This is a genomic window from Eisenbergiella porci, from assembly GCF_009696275.1.
Taxonomy (GTDB): Bacteria; Bacillota; Clostridia; order Lachnospirales; family Lachnospiraceae; genus Eisenbergiella; species Eisenbergiella porci.
This window is the reverse complement of the sequence record NZ_VUMI01000012.1, coordinates 106,936-125,412: the sequence shown is the minus strand read 5'-3', so window position 1 is coordinate 125,412 and position 18,477 is coordinate 106,936. Positions and strand designations below refer to the sequence as shown.

The following is an 18,477-nucleotide window of genomic DNA, read 5'->3' as shown; positions in this document are numbered from 1 at the left end:
TTTCTATTAAAAGGGCCAGCATCGTCAGCTTATGCCCTTTGTATTCCAGCTCCGGCACCCATTCCATATGCTGCTTCTCTTTTACCCTCCCTTTTCTCGGATATTCCCTCGCTATCTCCCGTTCCAGCAGCCCTTGTCACGATAAATTTTCTCCTTTGCGAAAAAATTTTTTTATTTTATCATGCATCGGCTAAATCTTCAGTGCTTATCAGTAATTTTTGTGCGAGAAATTTTCGCCTTTCAGAGCTGTTTCATTTTTTATGAAAACGATAACAGTCCGTTACTGTTCACACAGTACTGTGCATTTACTGCACAGTACGTAAGAAAGTGATTCAAGAGTGCATAAATCCCATTGCCGCAGGCAATTTTTAGTGGATTTATGCAGTTACTGGTCACGGAGTGAACAGTAACAACAGTCCAGAAAGGTTTTCCCATTCACTGCGCAAACCGTGAGACAACGTGGTGGCAGAAGACATCCGCCACATCGTCGTACCTCAATATTTCCTGTGCCCCTTCAGCTCTTCATAGAGCTGGCAGTAATTTTCATATCTGCTTGCGCTGATCTCTCCCCGCTCCAGGGCCCGTTTCACGCCGCAGTCACGCTCCTTTACGTGGGCGCAGCCTGCAAATCGGCATTCCGGCTCCCAGGGGGCAAAATCCGGGAAATAATCCTGCAGCTCTTCCTTCTCCATTCCATAAAGCTCAATCGAACTGAACCCGGGGGTATCCACGATATAAGTTCCCTCACTGACACAGATCAGCTCGGAATGTCTGGTGGTGTGCTTTCCTCTTTCGATTTTACTGCTGATCTCGCCCGTTTCCATGGAAGTATGGCTCTGCAGACAATTGATCAGTGAGGATTTCCCCACACCGGAGGGCCCGGCCACCGTGGTTGTACGGCCCGAAAGGACCTTCCGAAGCTCTAAAAGCCCCTCCTCCTGTCTGGCGCTTGTAAACAGCACCGGATAACCCGTATTCCTGTAGCTTTCCCGAAGCCTGTCCTTTGTCTGTTCATCCACCAAATCCTGCTTATTGAAGCAGACACAGCAGTTTACCCGCTGCTGCTCCATGGTAACCAGAAACCGGTCCAGCAGGTTCAGGTTCGGGGCCGGGCTGGCCGCCGCCATGATCACCAGCGCCAGATCCACATTCGCCACCGCAGGGCGGATGAGTTCATTCGTCCTGGGCAAAATAGCGCTGATATTAGCGGTCAGCGAGACCTCATCCAGAATATCTATTTCCACATAATCTCCCGGAAGGGGTTTTTTCTTATCCTTCCGGAAAATCCCTTTGGCCTTGCATTCATAAATCCTGCTGCCGGTCTGCACATAATAAAAACCGGCGATTCCTCTGACTATTCTTCCCCTCATGCACTTAAGATTCTTTCCTGATAAACTGCAGCGGCCTCTGGATTGTTCTTTCCTCCACGCCGCCGGGCACGACTTTGGTTTCTCCTGTGGCAGGATCCGTTGTGGTTACGGATTCCAGGGTGACGTTATAAATTATGGTAAGCACTCCCGTGCTCTCATCCTTAATATCAAACAGATTCAAAGGAGTGGGGAAGGATGCAACGGAGAGCCTTGACAGTTCCTTGCCGGATGCAGTGGTCACAACAAGCACGCAGGGCGTCCCTTCCACATACTGAGGATCCTCCAGCGCAGGGCTTTCTATATTCTCCGCAAACATATAGGTCGCTTCCGGTCCCTTGCTCACATAAATATCTATCGCAGTCCCCGGCTCCACCTCCGTTCCCACGGAATAACTCAGCCTGATGATTTTGCCTATCATCGTCTCATCATCATCATTGACCTCCGTTACGTTCCGTACCGTCAGTCCGGCAGCCTCCAGCGTACTCTTTCCTTCATCAGGCAGCATGCCAAGCACATCCGGCACCTGCACCTTGCTTTCCTGCGGTCCCTGGCTGATGGTTATTGTTACCGTACTGCCTCTTTCCGCACTCGTTCCGGCTTCCGGCTTCTGGCTCATAACATTGCCCTTTGGCACAGTATCGGAATAGCCCTCTTTCTTTTCCGTTGAAAAGCCTTCTCCCTCCAGCGAAGCAACAGCCTCCGCCAGCGTTTTATTATATATATCAGGCACAATGACACCGGACTGTGAGCCGCTTACCTTAAGCACTACCTTAGCCCCGGCTTCCAGCTGGGTCCCCTTTTTCACATCTGAACCGATTACCGTGCCTTCCGCGACGCTGTCGTCCTGAACATACTCCACCGTGGGATCCAGGCCCATTTTGACAAGCTTCTGCTTCACCTCGTCTTCCTGCATTCCGGCCACTTCGATCATTTTTATAACGCCGTCTTTTTCCGGGGAAGAAAAATCAAAGATTCCAATAGCCCTCCCCACCAGGAAAATCACCACGCAGCCGATAAGGATAGCGCCGATGACCGCCAGCACTGTGGTCACCTTTTCCATACGGGATTCATATTCCTCTTCCTCATCATCGTCCTCAGGCTCCGGTTCATAAGAGGAGACCGGCTTCTTTTTCCCGCTGCCGCCTTTGTTCGATACAGGGGCCGGCTTGGCGGAATTCTTTTTCAGACGGATTTCCTCCGTATGTGACGGTTTCTTGGACTGCTTTTTAATCTGATCCATATCATCCCTGGAGATCATACGCGTCGCCGCATTGGCCTCGGGATCGATCACCCGGACAAAATCCTCGTCCGGCGAAATCAGGGATTTTTTTAAATCCTCAATAAGAGCGCTCATGGACTGGTATCTGCGGTCCGGGCTCTTCTGGGTGCATTTGAGCACGATCTGTTCCACGCTTACAGGGATCTCCGGTACGAAATCCCTGGGCGAGGGCATGGGCTCCTGTATATGTTTAATGGCGATTGCCACCGTTGTGTCCCCGTTAAAAGGTACGCGTCCCGTGAGCATTTCAAATAAAGTGATACCCATGGAATAGATATCGCTCTTCTCATCACTGTAGCCGCCCCTTGCCTGCTCCGGCGAGGTATAGTGGACGCTTCCCATGACATTGGAAGTGATGGTATTGCTGGTTGCCGCCTTTGCAATACCGAAATCTGTAACTTTTACTTTTCCCTCTTTTGAAATAATGATGTTCTGAGGCTTGATGTCCCTGTGAATGATATGGTTATTGTGGGCTGCCTCGATGCCCATACACGCCTGAATGGCTATACTGACTGCTTCTTTTACGGAAAGACGCGCTTTTTTCTCAATATATTTCTTAAGGGTAATTCCTTCCACCAGTTCCATTACAATAAAATGGATGCCGTTGTCCTCACCCACATCATATACGTTTACGATATTGGGATGCATCAGGCTCGCAGCAGCCTGGGCCTCCACTCTGAACTTCGATACGAAGTTTGAATTTTCACTGAATTCCTGTTTTAAAACCTTCACAGCCACGTATCGGTTCAGCTTATGGCATTTGGCTTTATACACATCCGACATGCCGCCGGTGCCTATCTTTTCCAGGATTTCATATCTCTCTCCCAGTATCATTCCAATTTTAATCATTCCAGTCCTCCTGCCTGCCCGGAAAATCCCGTTTCCCCGGCAGGTAAAATACATTGCCCGGACAGGGCCAACCTGCTGATGTCCGCCGGGCCCGCGTGTTTCCGCCGCTTTTTATAAAAACGGATCGATCACGATTACCGCAATATTATCCCTGCCGCCACTGTCATTGGCCGCCTGCACCAAAGCCACGGCCTTCTCCTGGAGACTGCCTTCGCCGGCAAGGATCCGGTAGATTTCCGCATCCTCCAGCATATCCGTCAGTCCGTCGGAGCACAGCAGGACAATATTTCCGGGTTCCAGGGTTCTTCGGAAGCAGTCCACACGCAGATACCGCTCCAGCCCCACCGCCCGCGTAATTATATTTTTATTCGGATGGCTCCTGGCTTCTTCCTTATTGATGCCGCCTACCCGGACCATCTCCTGCACCAGGGAATGGTCCTCGGTAATCTGCTCAATTCCGCCGTTCACCACATAGAGCCTGCTGTCGCCCACGTTGGCTGTATGGAGTTCTTTCCCATCCCAGCAGGCGGCAACTACAGTGGTTCCCATACCGGAAAGGCGCTCATCCTCCCCGGCCCGCCTTTCAATCACTTCGTTTGCCTTCTGAATGGCTTCCGTAAGAATCTCCTCCGGGTCGCTGCTTTCCGACTCACGGATGCCCTCCAGTATGGTTTCCACCGCACAGCTGGAAGCATAGCCGCCCGCCTTATGGCCGCCCATACCGTCCGCCACCAGAAAAATATTCGGCAGGTTCCCGACAGGTTCCAGGGAGGAATATATATGATCCTGATTCAGTTGTCTTTTCTTACCGATATCGGTGATAGAAAATGCTTTCACTTATACTTCCCATTTCCCTTCATATACAGCATTTCATTACGAATAACACAGCACATTTTAACACAAAAACAGGAAAAGGACAAGCCGCAGTACATGGAGAGTGGCTTATCCTTTATATTTATTAATTTTATTTCTATATTATTCCCATATATTCGATTAATAGACGCGGGCCAATATAATAATTTTTGTAATTGTCCTGTCCCTTCCTCTACAAAAATCTGCATGAGAAACAGCTATATGTCAAGAAGAGAAAGCAGTTCCCTTCGTGTTTCTTCAAAAGCCTCTGCGTCTGCGTTATAGTCGGAAAAGCCGCGCAGGGTTTTCTTCATAAGGCGTTCATATTCCATCGGTTTTACAGATTTGAGAAGCAAAAGCAATTCATAATCCTCTGCCCCCCGGCGCTGGGCCTCCAGACGCATTCCCGGCAAAGGGCCGTCCTCTCCGGGATAGACAATATAAGCATCGCCTGAAGGATAGATACCATGAAATGCAGCATTCGGTGTATTGGAACATTCAAACGGATCATATTGTGCATCTTCCGGCCAGTAATTGAACCCCCAATGGAGATATCCCGTAAGCCCGTAGCGCGCACAGCCCCAGAAGAGCAAACGCGACTTGATAAGGTCAATATCGAGAAAACGGTTCAGATGACAGCCTGTAGGAACACAGCATACATAAACCCATACCTCTTCTCCGGCCGCCAGCAGCTTATCAAAATCTGCCTTCTGTTCTTCATAATTGGCACTGAGCGGAACCCAGATATCCACACCCGCTTTAAATTCCGTGGTTTTAACCGCTTCTATAATGCGGCATCCCGGAAGATGCCGGCGCAGCAGGTTACTGATACGAAGGTACTGCTGTTTTCTTTTCTCAAGAGCCGCCCTATCCTTAAGATGTACATCCGGTTCATCAAAAATATGAAAGATAACCTTCTTCTCCCAGCCGTTCTCCTTCAGAAACGATGCCAGGCCCCTGATAAAATTCTGCTGCATATGATAGCCCTCGTCACTGGATACACAGACAGACGGATCCATGTTACACTTCATTTCATCCGTAAACATATCGCCACCGCGGGTTGCAAAGTTTCCAAACTCCATCACGGAAAAGCCTTCTTCAAAAAAAATCCCGATAATAGGCTTTAGATAACTGAAATCAAATTTGCCCTCCGCCTTATCAAAGGGAAGCCTCCTGTGGTCATAGGATATAAAGAAATGTGTCTGACGGGTGCGGCGCATGGCACGCGCATAGCGCCGAAGCATCGAATAATAAGCCTCTGATCCAAAAACGAGATCATGGCGCAGCGCCACATTATCCAGAGAAAACCAGTTCGTAATCCCCAGAGATTCCTCCGGGATACGGACTTCATACAGGTGTAATTGGATTATCAGCCTGTATTCGCCCACCCTCAGCTCCAGCTCATAAATACCTGCAGCCGTTTCCTCCTGTGCAGTGAGTGTAAGGTACAAGGCACCCAATCCATGTTTCACCGCAAGCTCATCGCTTTGCAGCGGCCTGAGAACCTCGTAAACTCTGAAAGGAGCCTTTCTCGTACAGTAATCAGGTTTCTCATATTCATCAGCCGTAATGACGAACATGCCATTCTGCTCTTCTGTCTCCGCTTCATTATAGCCTACAAATACATCAACCATCTCGAACAGTTCGGCTGTAAAGCCTTTCCCATTCAGGCTTACATTCAATTTTTCGTTTCCGCTTTCCAGTAAAAGCCGTATCCCCTCTCTGCCATTCTTTGCACTGTGAAGCACCACTCTCTCCGGGAGTTCCTCCAGCGTTTGATCCGGGTATAACCATTCCTCTTTTACAGTACAATAACCTTTCATTGATTTCCTCCTGAAAGCTGCTATTTCATTGCTTCATTTACTTCATCGATCATTTTCTGCAGGCCCATCTTCTCATAGGCATCCATCAAATCGTTATACATTTTCTCAACAGGCTCCGTCCCGGTCATTATCTTAATGATGTCATCGGCAGGCTTAATGGAAAACTGATTCTTAGCAGGTGTGGAAAGATTTGTTACAGCCGGTGAAAAGTCCGGAAGCTTGCAGTTTTCACGTACCCAATCACGGTATTCCAAATCCCACTGACGATATTTATCCACATTCTCATTGCCGGTCATCTCAAAGCGGTACCAGTTTGCATACTGAACCATGGAGCACAGGGCATTTGCAGGATACTTCTCACCGATGGGTATGTCTCCTAGCGTAATCCTGACGCCATCTTCCATCTTATAATCTTCGCCTTCAAAGCCGAAGCGCACCAGCTCGTCATTCGCCAGCATCCATTCCATAAGATCCAGGATACGCTCTATCTTTTCCGGATCCTTGGTTCCGATATAGGTCTCAGACCAATAGCTCTTAAATACGGGAACCGTTGTCATACTGCCGTCCTGTATAGGGAAAGGATGGGCAATTTTGACACAATCTTCAAAATTCATATCAGGGTTTGATTTTTCCCATTTCCGCTGCAGCGAGTCTGTCGTAGTATTTAAGAAATAGGCTGCTACTTTTCCCTGAAGGAATTTATCTTCGGACAGCTGTGCTTTGGCAAGGGCCACGTCCGGATCGATGGTACCTTCCGTATACATATCGCGGGCAAGCTGGAAAACACTTAACAGGTCGCCGTTGAAATAGGCCGGTACATATTTTCCATCCTTTTCAATCCATTTAAAATCGCTGCCGGAACCATCCCCCATTCCCAGCGGCACACCATACGGCATAAAAAAGCTGTCAAACAGCTGCGGTACGGAAACAGTCAGCCCGGTAATTTTTTTGTTTTCGGGATCCGCCGCTATAATTTTCTTGATCATATCACGGAACTCATCATAATTTTCCGGTTCTTTCGTTACACCGGACGCCTGCGCCAGGTCCCAGCGGTAATAGACTCTGCGTTCCTGGGAACCGTCTATCAAATCCTCCCACATAACTCTGGGAACCACATACATCTTGCCGTCGGGGGCACGCAGACCCTGTATTTCAGGTGATGACATGTACTTTTCCAGATTAGGCCAGCGGGACAGATCATCAGGCAGAGGGGAAACCACTCCCTGGGATATCCAATCATGATAGAAGCTGGAACCGATGACATCTATGGCAAACATATCCGGAAGCTGATTCGATGCTGCCCAAAGCTGAATTTTATCCCTGTAATCATCCCAGGTTGTATTGACCGGCTTGATGGTTACGTTGGCTCCTTCTTCAATTGCCGTCAGGATCTTATCATCCGTTCCATTGCGCATGGCATTTTCAATATCCCATATCGCAATACTGATTTCGGCAGGTTCCCCCTTCCCGTCACTTGTGACCGTTCCACCGTCACCGGCCTGGCTGCCGGATGACGAAGCCGCCGGCTGACATGCCATAAGAGATGCCGTCATCGTAACGGCCAAAGCTGCTGCTACTGCTGCCTGTACATATTTCTTTTTCATATGAATCCCCTTTCCATCCTCATAAGGAGGACTTTCCGCCCCTTACGGAGCCTGAATTTTGACCTTCCCCCACACCGCTTTGCGGTATGGGCAATTCCCTACTCTTTTACAGAACCAACCATAACCCCCTTTACAAAATGTCTTTGGACAAATGGATAAATACATAGAATCGGAACGGTGGATACTACAATGGAAGCCATCTGTACCGCCTGGAAATTAGCACTGCGCTTGTCACCCAGAATCAACATTGCCTGCTGAGACATCTGATTGTTATAGTTCACCAGAAGGTTCCGCATATAGATCTGCAGCGGCTGGAGACTGCTGTCGTTAATAAACAGAAGGGCATTCCACCATTCATTCCAACGCTCTACGGAATAGAACAGGACAAAAGTCGCTATAAACGGCAGGGATATGGGAAGCATCACCCGAAACAGGATCTGGATATCATTTGCCCCATCTATTTTAGCCGCCTCCTCCAGGCTGGGTGAAAGCGATGAAAAGTAGTTTTTCATAATAATGAGATAAAAGGTGTTGATTGCACTGGGAATAATCATTGCCCATATGGTATTGCTAAGATGAAGTCCGCTTACCACAAGGTAGTAAGGAATTAAACCGCCGCTGAACAGCATGGTAAACAGAATCATGGATAAAATAACTTTCCTGCCTGCAAGCCTCTTTTTAGAAAGGGCATAAGCTCCGAAAACCGACAGCAGCATATTGATTACGGTTCCCGCCACCGTTACAAAAACGGAATTCAGAAAAGAAGAAAGAAACCGCGGCTCACTGAATACCATTTTGTACCCTTCCGGATCAAATACATAAGGAAAAAGATAGGGAACATGGCTGCTGATTGCTTCCAGGCTGGAAAAGGATACGATAAATACATAATAAAAAGGGAAAATGGTCACAACTGCCAAAATGGATAGAATCATAATAGTAGTAACATGGAAGGACGAAATTTTCTTTTTTCCGGCCATAATACACCTCCTCCTAATATATAAGTGTAGGGTTTCAGTACCCAACATCCAATTGGGACTTAATCCTCTCATTTCACATAAGCTTCTGATCCAGTAGAGTATCCAGCAGTTCAATCTTGCCTCTGCCCATATCGAACAGCTCCGCAAGGAGATGAATGCACTTGCTTCCACGCTCCCAGAATACGAGGTTGTCATGGGCATGTATGGCGTGGGCAAAACTTACGGTCCCCAGAGGCTTTTTTTAAAACAGCCCTGCCTCGCCGCTCTTCGTCACGATTTTATTAGCCATTGTAATCAGTATGATATTTATGATTGACTTCAGGAAACCTATCGCCGTGGTATAACCAAAGTTCATGCCCATACCGAAGGAACCACGGTAAACATAAGTATCAATGGTATCTGCAACACTATAAACCGGTGCGGAGTATAGGTTAAACACCTGATCAAAGCTGGCCCCGTTCGTCATCAGGCTGCCCACCGCCAATATCAGCATAATACAAACCGTCCCCCTGATACCCGGCCAGGATATATGGATCATTTTCTGAAACCGGTTGGCCCCATCTATGCTCGCCGCTTCATAAAGACCCGGATCAATGGAAGAAAAAGCAGCAAGATAAATAATGGAATCCCAGCCAATCTCTTTCCAAAGTGCCGACAGCCATATAAACGGCCGGAACATAGCCGGCGTTGAAAGTGGTGAAATGGAAGCGATCCCAGCCATACCCAGCAGTCCGTTTACAACACCGCTGGTTCCGAAAAAGTTAATCAGAATCCCGGAAAGCACCACCCAGGTTATAAAATGCGGAAAGGTAAATACTGTCTGAAAAAATTTCGTCACTTTTTTAGAAGAAATTTCATTGAGAATAACAGATAATAAAATAGGAATCGGAAAGATAAACAGGATTTTGCCGGCGGCGAATATCAATGTATTTTTAAGAGCCTGCCAAAATGCCTGATCCTCAAACATTGCCCGGAAATGTTCAGTTCCCACCCATGGGCTTCCCCACAGTCCCAAATCATACCGGAAATTCTTAAAAGCCAGGGTGAGGCCTCCCATGGGCAGATAGCAGAATATGATATACCAGACCATCAGCGGCACCAGCAAGAGATAAAGCAGCTTATCGTTTTTGATTTGTTTCCACGTTGATCTCACTTTTCCAGATACCATGGAAGTTGATTTAGAATTGCGTTTTTGAGATTTCATTTTTGCTCCCCTCCACGCGCTTAAACGCATATACCAATCAGGAAGGGGGGAATTGTATTCTTCCAACCCATGTCCCCCTCCATGTGGATATTATACTTTGGGCGGGATTTGATTGGTATGGAGCAAATACATATTGCACAAATAATTTTTTTATATTTCCATAACTGCATCTTAAAACAAGACATATTGCCGGAATATTTTTATATTATCTACCTCTCCTGCCTGAAAACAGTGGGTGCTTTACCGGTAAATTTCTTAAAGATTTTAATAAAATAAAAATAATCATGAAAGCCGCAGGCTTCGCCGATCTCATTAACAGACATATCGGTTTTCAGCATCAGCTCCTTCGCCCGGCTTATTCTTAGCTCTGTCAGGTATTTGACAAATGTGGTGCCTGTCTCTTTCTTAAAAAGCTGGCTGATGTAGCAGGGGTTCAGATTCAGCTTCTCAGCAAGGCTCTGTGCGGATATATCCTGGGAATAGTTTGCATTTACGAATTTTATCAGTTCCAGAAATTTTCTGTTTCCGCTCTCATACTCCGTTTCCTGTTCGTTTTCCCTGCGCAGTTCCTTCACAATATATGCTGCCAGCCCCCTAAAGTTCTTAAAACGGTACACGATCTGGTTATAGGAATACAGGCAGCTTTCCTCATCCATGTACTGCAAAGCCAAGTTATATAGATCCGCCGCCATCCGGATATGGTTCATACCTGCGCCGTCAAGCAGCAAATGCTCCAGTTCATCCGGACAGGCAAAAAATGCTCTGGCCTTCTGCATAACCTGAGAATCATAGACTGTATTTTCTGTAAATTCTTTCTCCTTCTGATAAAAGAAAAACTGGTAGCTATTATAGACCAATTGGCATGCCTTCTGCTGCAGTTCTTTACAGGACACCATTTCCGCGCTCCGGCTGACCCCGAAAATATCCGGGTTACCTGCCAGCCATTCTTCATCCAGTGCCGGGATCGGTTCATTGGAAAGATACAGATATTCATTCAGCCCGATATTTTGCGAGTAACAACAAAACACCGGTCCTTTACTGACGGATACTGCGATATAAAAAGTCTCATTGATATGTTCTTCATCCAGATAGCCCCGCAGAGCCTGTTTATTGCCCTCGTACAACGCTTCAATAAATTCCTGTACCGCCATGCCGTTTCCGTTGTTTATATTTCCAACCGCCTTTTTCACACAGGCAGTCAGATCATCATAGTCTATGGGCTTCAGGCAATATCCCAAGGCTCCATACTCAATACATTTCTGTGCATAGGAGAAATCTGCATAGCCGCTTATAATGATTAACTGCGTGCCGCTGCCCAGCTCCAGTATGCGTGAACAGAGCACCAGGCCGCTAAACGGAGGCATATTAATGTCGGTTATAACAATATCCACCGGATTCTCACGGATATATTCCAGCGCCTCCCTGCTGTCTGTAAAGGCTGCGCATACTTTTGCATGGAGCGCTTCAAAATCCACTCCCCAGCGTATCGACTCTATCACCATTGGCTCGTCATCTACAATCACTACTGATACAGGCATTGTCCCTTCCTCCTATTCCTTGTCGGAACGGTAAAGCGGTGTACTGCGCATATGCACCACCACCTTTGTTCCCTCTCCCCAACGGCTTTCCACAATAAGCCCGTAATTTTCCCCATACATCAGACGCAGGCGGAAGTTTACATTGGCAAGACCCACATGCTGGGACTGGTGAACACTTCCTGCGGACATAAGCCTCTTAAGCTCCTCCAGAGTCTCCTTATGTATGCCAACCCCATCATCCTGCACCGTTAAGTACAGTTCCTCCCCCTCCAGCTTGCTGGCAAGGTACAAGGTAGTCATCGCGGTGGTCTTTTCCACAGAATGCAGGAAAACATTTTCCAGAATAGGCTGCAGAATCATACCTGCTACCGGCATCTTAAGCGTCTCCTCCGCTAAATTATACACAACATCCACTTTATAGGGAAACCGCGTCTTCTGTATATCTATATACGCCCGCGCCATGCCGATCTCATCCGCAAGCAAAACCACATCCCCGCCTTTAATGCTGTATCTGAATATTTTGCCCAGATTCCCTGCAACCATTGCCCCCTCCGGGAGGTTGTTTTTCATACAAATCCCCTTGATAATCTCAAGCGCATTATAAAGGAAATGCGGATTAATCTGACTGCGCAGAAAAGCAATTTCCGCTTTTTGCTTTTCAATATCCACCTCATATAGCGTATTCGTAGTATTGATAATTCTCCGCGACCGTTCTTCCAGTTCATCTGTCATTTCGTTCATAACACGGGCAAGGCGTATCATTTCACAGCTGCCCCTGACAGTCACATGATTCTTCACTTCCTTAAAATTTCCCGCCGCTATTCTTCCCATATACTGTTCCAATATATAAATGGGAGAAACAATACTATGGTACAGCAGCCCGCATACAAGCAGCAGTGCAGCGATACCCGCAGCCCCGAATATAAAAATCAAACGCTGCACATAGGTGACATCCATCAACAGCTCCTGCTTATCCGTATAGCTGATCACATACAGATTGTTACTATGGTTTTTCTTCACCGAAAGATAATATTCCCGGGTATCCACCGTATTGCTGCCCGGATGATCCAGAAAAATACCGGTTATCATTTTAGCTCTCTCTTCCTCACAATTAATGGGGTAATACTGCCCAAAATTATCCATCAGCACATAATTGGTTCCCATTTCCGCAAATTCGTTGTTCCAGTTAAAATTCCTGAGCCGAAAGGATACCATGCAGGTACCGATGGGATTGGCATAATTTTCTCCGGATCTGCTGGAGTAAATGGGAGACATATAACGGATCGCTTTATATTCATTCTGGACGTCCGTCTGCATCTCAATACCCGTACAGACAACAGCCTTCTCCCTGCCGAAGCGGCTAAGCAGCTCATCCACCTGGCGTTTCGTGGTTATATTAGCATAAATACGTTTTCCGCACAGTACGATATCACTGGTTTCCGGATAGATAATTTTAATGCTGGTCAGAAGCTGATCCATCTGCCTTGCCAGCTCATAATATTCTCCACCCATCTCTCCTTCAAAATAATCCTGCAGCAGTCCGTCATTCTGTAAAAAGTTAATTACCGCACTCCCTTTATCATCGACGTAATTTGCTTCCTGCTCGATTTTCTCAAGCATGCTGCCTACATAAACGATATTTTTCTGGAGGACAATTTTGCCTGCCAGAACGGAAACTGCATAGCCGATGCATAAAATAGTCAATAATATGATGAGCAGTACCAGCGCAAACTGCTGCCTTATTTTAAGTTTATGCATAGGGCAGCCTCCTTTTCGTGAGATGAGAGCCTTTAAAATATCACGGTATATGCGGTTCGTAGTATACCGCTCCCAGGCTTAATCATTTTTCCACATGTAATCGTTTATTTTATGATACACGAAAAGGGGAGCCAAATTCAAGGGAATGTTTTATAGAACTTTTACTCGCTGCTGTTCCATAAGCAGCTCCTGGCAAAGCGGCTGCATGCTTCCCCGTCCCTATCTCCCGCAAGCATCAGCACCAGCAGGGGCAGGCAGGCTACAAACTGTCTTTTTTTATGTATAAAAAAAGGGAGTCAGCTTAAAAACTTTAACTCCCGAAGATGATAACTATTCTTTTTTTAAGGATTCAACGACGAGGCGTAACGATCCATAACATTACCAGCTTTTTTCTTCATAAATGTGTCTGCGTCTCAGCTGTCCGCAGGCACCGTCAATATCTCTGCCCATTTCCCTTCTAATAGTAACATTAATTTTGTTTTTTTCAAGTTTATTTTTAAAGGCAAGGATTTCAGACTGCCCGGACTGCCTGTAATCCCGCTCCTTTATGGGGTTTACAGGGATGAGGTTCACGTGGGCATTAAGGCGGCCTGCCAGCGCGGACAGCTGGGCTGCGTCCTCCAGCGTATCGTTCATACCGCCTACCAGACTGTACTCAAAGGTAATCCTTCTGCCTGTTTTTTCAAAATAGTATGCGCAGGCCTCCATCAATTCATCCAGATGCCATGTATTGGCTATCGGCATAAGCTTTCTGCGCTTTTCATCCGTGGTGGCATGCAGGGAAAGCGCCAGGGTAATCTGCAGCTTTTCCTCCGCCAGCTCTTTCATCTTCGGCACAATGCCGCAGGTGGAAACGGTGATGTTGCGCTGGCTGATATGGAGCCCGTGCTCCTCTGTAAGTATACGGATGAAGGTGAGCAGGTTGTCGTAATTATCCATCGGTTCCCCTGTACCCATGACCACCACATTGGAAACCCGTTCCCCCGTCAGCCTGCTGATGGTGTAAATCTGATCCAGCATTTCCGAAGGAAGCAGGTTTCTTTCCCAGCCATCCAATGTGGAAGCACAGAAGCGGCAGCCCATTTTACAGCCCACCTGGGAAGAAATACACACCGAATTCCCATGTTTATATTTCATCCATACGCTTTCCACCACATTTCCGTCAGCCAGGCCGAACAGGAATTTCTTTGTGCCGTCCAGCCGGGATTCCTGAACCTCGATGGGCAGCAGGCTGGTGTAGGGGTAATTTTCCTTCAGCTTACTGCGCAAAGACAGAGGCAGGTTGGTCATTTCATCATAACCTGCAGCCAGCTTGCAGTGCATCCAGTCATACAGCTGGGCTGCGCGGAAGCTTTTCTCTCCCGCCTGCTCCAATTCCTTTTTCAGTTCCGTAAGCGTCATGGATTTGATATCTGTCCGTATGTTCAACGTTTCCACCGATTCCTTTGTTTTTACTCATTTATTTCTGCGGCCTGCCCACCAGATGTGCACAGCCGTCAAAAAACGCGCCTTACTCTTTCCTGACAAAGCATGCGATAAAAAAACCGTCCGCCGCATGGATCCCCGGAAGAAGCTGACACATCCCCGCTTCCGTTTCCGCATTCCGGCACGCTTCCGGCAGCCCGTTGTTAAGGCTCTGCAGGGTAAAGGGAAAATGGGAAGCAAACCAGGCCGCCTGTTCTTCATTTTCCGCCTTATTAATAGTACATGTGCTGTAAACCAGCCGCCCGCCGGGCTTAACATACATGGCAGCATTGGCCAGGATACGCCTTTGCAGCGCCGCAACCTCCTGCAGGCTCTCCAGCGTCACCCGGTATTTGATATCCGGTTTTCTGCCGATAACTCCCAGCCCGGAGCAAGGCAGATCCGCCAGCACCACATCCACTTTTTCCTTCATGCTCTCATCCGGCACCGTGGCGTCCCAAATACGGACCTCCAGGTTTTCAAGCCCCATCCTGCGGGCATTCTCCTGAATCAGTCCCGCTTTATAACCGGAAATATCCCGCGCCTGTACGCGTCCTGAGCCATACAGTCTGTCTGCCGCATGGATGGCCTTTCCGCCCGGCGCGGCACACACATCCAGCAGGAATTGCGTGCTGTCCCGTCCGGCAAGGGCGCATTCCGTCACCAGCATACTGCTCACGTCCTGTACGGCAAACTGTCCCTTCTCAAAGCCCGGAAGCGAAGCAATCCCTTCAGTTTTGCCCAGGGTATAGGCATAGTCCAGGTAGGGATGCACCACAGGATGCGCGCCGCATTCCTCCAGCGCCGTAAGCAGGGCCTCCTTTTCCTGCGCGGAAATCCGTTGCGAAAGCCGTATGGTCACAGGCCGCGGCTCTAAAAGCGCCTGCAGCATACATTCCGTGACTTTCCCGCCATAATCGGTCAGCCACATCCGCACGATCCATTCCGGCATGGAATACATCACGGAAAAATACCTGACAGCCTCCCTTTCCCGATCCGGCCACGCCAGCGTATCCTTTCCGCGGGAAATGCTGCGCAGGACGCCGTTGACAAAACCTTTCAGCTGATGGAAATGCCTGCTCTCCGCAAGCTTCACCGCCTCGTTGCAGGCAGCGGAATCAGGAATATAATCCATAAAAAGAATCTGGTAGGCGCCCATTCTGAGAAGGCAGCGGATCAGCGGCTTACATTTATTTACGGGTGACTTTGAAAACTGCCCCAGCACATAATCCAGCTGGATGCGCCGCTCCAAAACACCCTCCGTAAGGCGCTTGATAAAGGCTTTGTCCCTGCCGTCCAGATAATCGTATTTATCCAGTACATTTTTCAACAGAAGATTACCGTATTCGCCGCCTCTCTCAAGCTCCAGAAGCATATCCAGCACAAGGCCTCTTGTATTGACTCCATTTTCCGTTTTCATCCGTATTCCAATCCTCTCCTGTGAAGGCTCCGCAAAGCCTCCCCGGCGTTTCCCCGTTACCGGCCATAAGGGAACCGGAACGTCCTGAACAATTACTATTTATCTTAATCCCGGTCTCTTCTTCCGCCGGACAGAAGCAAAAGCCTCAGCAGCTGCAGGATGGAAGAAGCCGCTGCCGCAACATAGGTAAGCGCTGCCGCGCCCAGCACCTTTCTGCAGTATCCTGTCTCTTCCTCCGTCAGGATATTATATCCCTGAAGCATTTTCAGGGCCCGTCCCGAGGCATTGAATTCCACGGGCAGCGTCACTATCTGGAACAAAACGGAAGCCGCAAAAATCCAGATTCCTATCTGGATAAACGTATAGCTCAGACCAAATACCAGGCCTAAAACCACGATAGGCAGACCCAGCATGGATCCGAAGTTGGCTACCGGCACAAGTGCGCCCCTGATTTTCAGCGGCACATAACCTTCCTTATGCTGCACCGCATGGCCGCATTCGTGAGCCGCCACACCGATTGCCGCCACGCTTCCGGACGCATAGGTGGAATCCGAAAGCCGCAGCACTCTTGTCCTGGGGTCATAATGATCGGTCAGGCTTCCGCTGACGTGTTCCACCTGCACATCTCCCAGACCGTTGTAGTTCAGTATCATCCTGGCCGCTTCCGCACCCGTCATTCCAGTCATGCTGCGCACCCTGGAATATTTGCTGAACGTATTGTTGACTCTGGCGCTTGCCCAGATAGAGAGCACCGCGCCGATAATCACCAGAAAATAAGTTGGATCAAAATAATAACCATATCCTAACATCCCAGCATTTCTCCTTTTTCTATTCTGCAGCCCAGAAGGAAATCCCTTACCTGCATGCGTTTCTTCCCTTCCAGCTGCAGCTGCGTTACCTTAAGGACGCCATTTCCCGTATTGATATATACGGCGTCCTTTTCTGTCCTTTGAATGCTTCCCGGTTCCCCGTCCGCACTTTCCTGCACAGGGAAGGCTTCCCATATTTTAAGCGTTTTTCCCTTATAGAAAGTATACGCACTGGGCCAGGGATTTAATCCCCGAATCAGCCGGTCTATTTCCTCAGCCGATCTGGAAAAATCAATTTTGCCCATATTTTTGTCGATCATGCCCACATGGCAGCTTAAGGAATCGTCCTGGGGAGTCGGCGTGACCTCTCCCTTTTCTATCGCGGCAAGCGCAGGGATAATCAGCTGTGCTCCCGCCTGCGCCAGCTTGTCGCTAAGACTCGCATAGGTGTCAGAGGGCGCGATTTCCACCTCTGATTTCATAAGCATGTCGCCTGTGTCCACGCCCGCATCCATCTGCATGATGGTTACTCCGGTCATCTTGTCCCCATTGATGATCGCCCACTGGATCGGCGACGAGCCGCGGTATCTGGGCAGCAGGGAGGCATGAATATTCACGCACCCGAAACGTGGCATGTCCAATATTTCCTGAGAAAGGATCTGTCCGAAAGCGGCCACGACAAAAATGTCCGCTTCATAGGTTTTCAGCTGCTCCACGGCCTCCGGCCTTTTGATTCTAACCGGCTGGAAAACGGGTAATCCCCGGGAAACAGCAAACTCCTTGACAGGGCTCATCTGCAGCTTACCGCCTCTTCCCTTAGGCTTATCCGGCTGTGTCACCACAGCGGTTATCTCATGTCCGGCCTTCCATATCGCTTCCAATGCTCCCACGGAAAAATCGGGAGTTCCCATAAATACTACTTTCATGATGCCTGCCTTTCCTGATCTGTGAACCGTGGTAACTGTGAGGGTGCCCAACAGTTACGAACCATAATTTAACAAAAACCCGAAAACGTCTCCGCGGTCCCTATTCTTCCACTTCTTCCACATCCGTAAGCTCACCCTCCACCTTCTCCACATACATGTGGCCGTCCAGATGGTCGATTTCATGGCAGAAGGCTCGGGCAAGCAGCTCTGTACCTTCCATTTCAAAGGGCTTCATGTTTCTGTCGTAAGCCCTTACCTTCACATAGTTGGGCCTGGTTACCGTACCGCTTTTCCCCGGCAGGCTAAGACAGCCTTCCCCGCCGGTCTGCTCTCCGCTTGTTTCCAGAATCCGGGGATTGATGAGTACAATCGGATCCTCTCCCGTAACATCGATTACAACGATTCTTTTGAGAATGCCTACCTGCGGCGCCGCAAGACCCACACCGTTGGCATCATACATCGTTTCCAGCATATCGTCAATCAGCTCCTGCGTCCGGGGCGTCACCTCCTTCACTTCCTTGCAGACCTTTTCAAGAATCGGATCTCCCATAATTCTTATATTCCTGATAGCCATTTTTCTTTTCCACCTTTCTTCTTTTGCTAT

15 protein-coding genes and 1 pseudogene are annotated in these 18,477 nt (G+C 48.4%); 2 read left to right on the top strand and 14 right to left on the bottom strand.

The features are described from left to right. A partial coding sequence (locus FYJ45_RS30075; protein ID WP_207708411.1) for a hypothetical protein occupies positions 1-264 on the top strand: 264 nt, incomplete at its 5' end. Between the two features lie 230 nt (positions 265-494). Here the strand turns inward: FYJ45_RS30075 and rsgA are convergent. The 6 genes from rsgA to FYJ45_RS09575 all read right to left on the bottom strand — a co-directional run bounded on the left by rsgA (position 495) and on the right by FYJ45_RS09575 (position 8,754). Beyond that, on the bottom strand, positions 495-1,370 hold the full coding sequence (gene rsgA / locus FYJ45_RS09600) for a ribosome small subunit-dependent GTPase A (protein ID WP_021639094.1): 876 nt from the start codon (positions 1,368-1,370) through the stop codon (positions 495-497). Positions 1,371-1,374: 4 nt separating this feature from the next. Then, complete coding sequence (gene pknB / locus FYJ45_RS09595) at positions 1,375-3,498, bottom strand: Stk1 family PASTA domain-containing Ser/Thr kinase (protein ID WP_154464416.1); 2,124 nt, start codon at positions 3,496-3,498, stop codon at positions 1,375-1,377. A gap of 111 nt (positions 3,499-3,609) precedes the next feature. After that, on the bottom strand, positions 3,610-4,335 hold the full coding sequence (locus FYJ45_RS09590; RefSeq protein ID WP_276893247.1) for a Stp1/IreP family PP2C-type Ser/Thr phosphatase: 726 nt from the start codon (positions 4,333-4,335) through the stop codon (positions 3,610-3,612). 233 nt (positions 4,336-4,568) lie between these two features. Next, a complete protein-coding gene (locus tag FYJ45_RS09585) occupies positions 4,569-6,173 on the bottom strand; it encodes a DUF4091 domain-containing protein (protein WP_154464415.1) in 1,605 nt (534 codons plus the stop codon). Between the two features lie 20 nt (positions 6,174-6,193). Next, complete coding sequence (locus FYJ45_RS09580; RefSeq protein WP_154464414.1) at positions 6,194-7,777, bottom strand: extracellular solute-binding protein; 1,584 nt, start codon at positions 7,775-7,777, stop codon at positions 6,194-6,196. Between the two features lie 98 nt (positions 7,778-7,875). Beyond that, complete coding sequence (locus FYJ45_RS09575) at positions 7,876-8,754, bottom strand: carbohydrate ABC transporter permease (protein ID WP_154464413.1); 879 nt, start codon at positions 8,752-8,754, stop codon at positions 7,876-7,878. Positions 8,755-8,860: 106 nt separating this feature from the next. Between FYJ45_RS09575 and FYJ45_RS32640 the strand changes: the two are divergent. Continuing rightward, positions 8,861-8,986: pseudogene (locus FYJ45_RS32640) on the top strand (IS110 family transposase); the annotation flags it as partial. Positions 8,987-8,995: 9 nt separating this feature from the next. On the opposite strand, the gene FYJ45_RS09565 reads toward FYJ45_RS32640, so the two are convergent. The 8 genes from FYJ45_RS09565 to def form a co-directional block, all read right to left on the bottom strand. Next, positions 8,996-9,958, bottom strand: coding sequence for an ABC transporter permease (locus FYJ45_RS09565; RefSeq protein ID WP_235930742.1), 963 nt, complete (start codon positions 9,956-9,958; stop codon positions 8,996-8,998). A 209-nt stretch (positions 9,959-10,167) separates the two neighbouring features. Then, complete coding sequence (locus FYJ45_RS09560) at positions 10,168-11,496, bottom strand: response regulator transcription factor (protein WP_154464412.1); 1,329 nt, start codon at positions 11,494-11,496, stop codon at positions 10,168-10,170. A gap of 12 nt (positions 11,497-11,508) precedes the next feature. Next, positions 11,509-13,254 carry a sensor histidine kinase gene (locus FYJ45_RS09555; protein WP_154464411.1) on the bottom strand — a complete coding sequence of 582 codons (1,746 nt, stop codon included), beginning with the start codon at positions 13,252-13,254 and terminating at the stop codon, positions 11,509-11,511. Positions 13,255-13,632: 378 nt separating this feature from the next. After that, the gene (gene rlmN / locus FYJ45_RS09550) at positions 13,633-14,682 is read right to left on the bottom strand and encodes a 23S rRNA (adenine(2503)-C(2))-methyltransferase RlmN (protein ID WP_154464410.1); all 1,050 of its coding nucleotides are present in this window, start codon (positions 14,680-14,682) and stop codon (positions 13,633-13,635) included. Positions 14,683-14,764: 82 nt separating this feature from the next. Continuing rightward, a complete protein-coding gene (gene rsmB, locus FYJ45_RS09545) occupies positions 14,765-16,138 on the bottom strand; it encodes a 16S rRNA (cytosine(967)-C(5))-methyltransferase RsmB (protein WP_154464409.1) in 1,374 nt (457 codons plus the stop codon). A gap of 104 nt (positions 16,139-16,242) precedes the next feature. Next, positions 16,243-16,947, bottom strand: a complete 705-nt coding sequence (locus FYJ45_RS09540) for a zinc metallopeptidase (protein WP_021639089.1) — start codon at positions 16,945-16,947, stop codon at positions 16,243-16,245. Continuing rightward, positions 16,941-17,873 (bottom strand): methionyl-tRNA formyltransferase, encoded by a 933-nt coding sequence (fmt, locus tag FYJ45_RS09535; RefSeq protein ID WP_154464408.1) that lies wholly within the window; start codon positions 17,871-17,873, stop codon positions 16,941-16,943. The genes FYJ45_RS09540 and fmt overlap by 7 nt, the downstream gene beginning before the upstream one ends. A 100-nt stretch (positions 17,874-17,973) precedes the next feature. Continuing rightward, entirely contained in the window at positions 17,974-18,447 is a 474-nt protein-coding gene (gene def, locus FYJ45_RS09530) for a peptide deformylase (protein ID WP_021639087.1), read from the bottom strand. Positions 18,448-18,477: the final 30 nt, after the last annotated feature.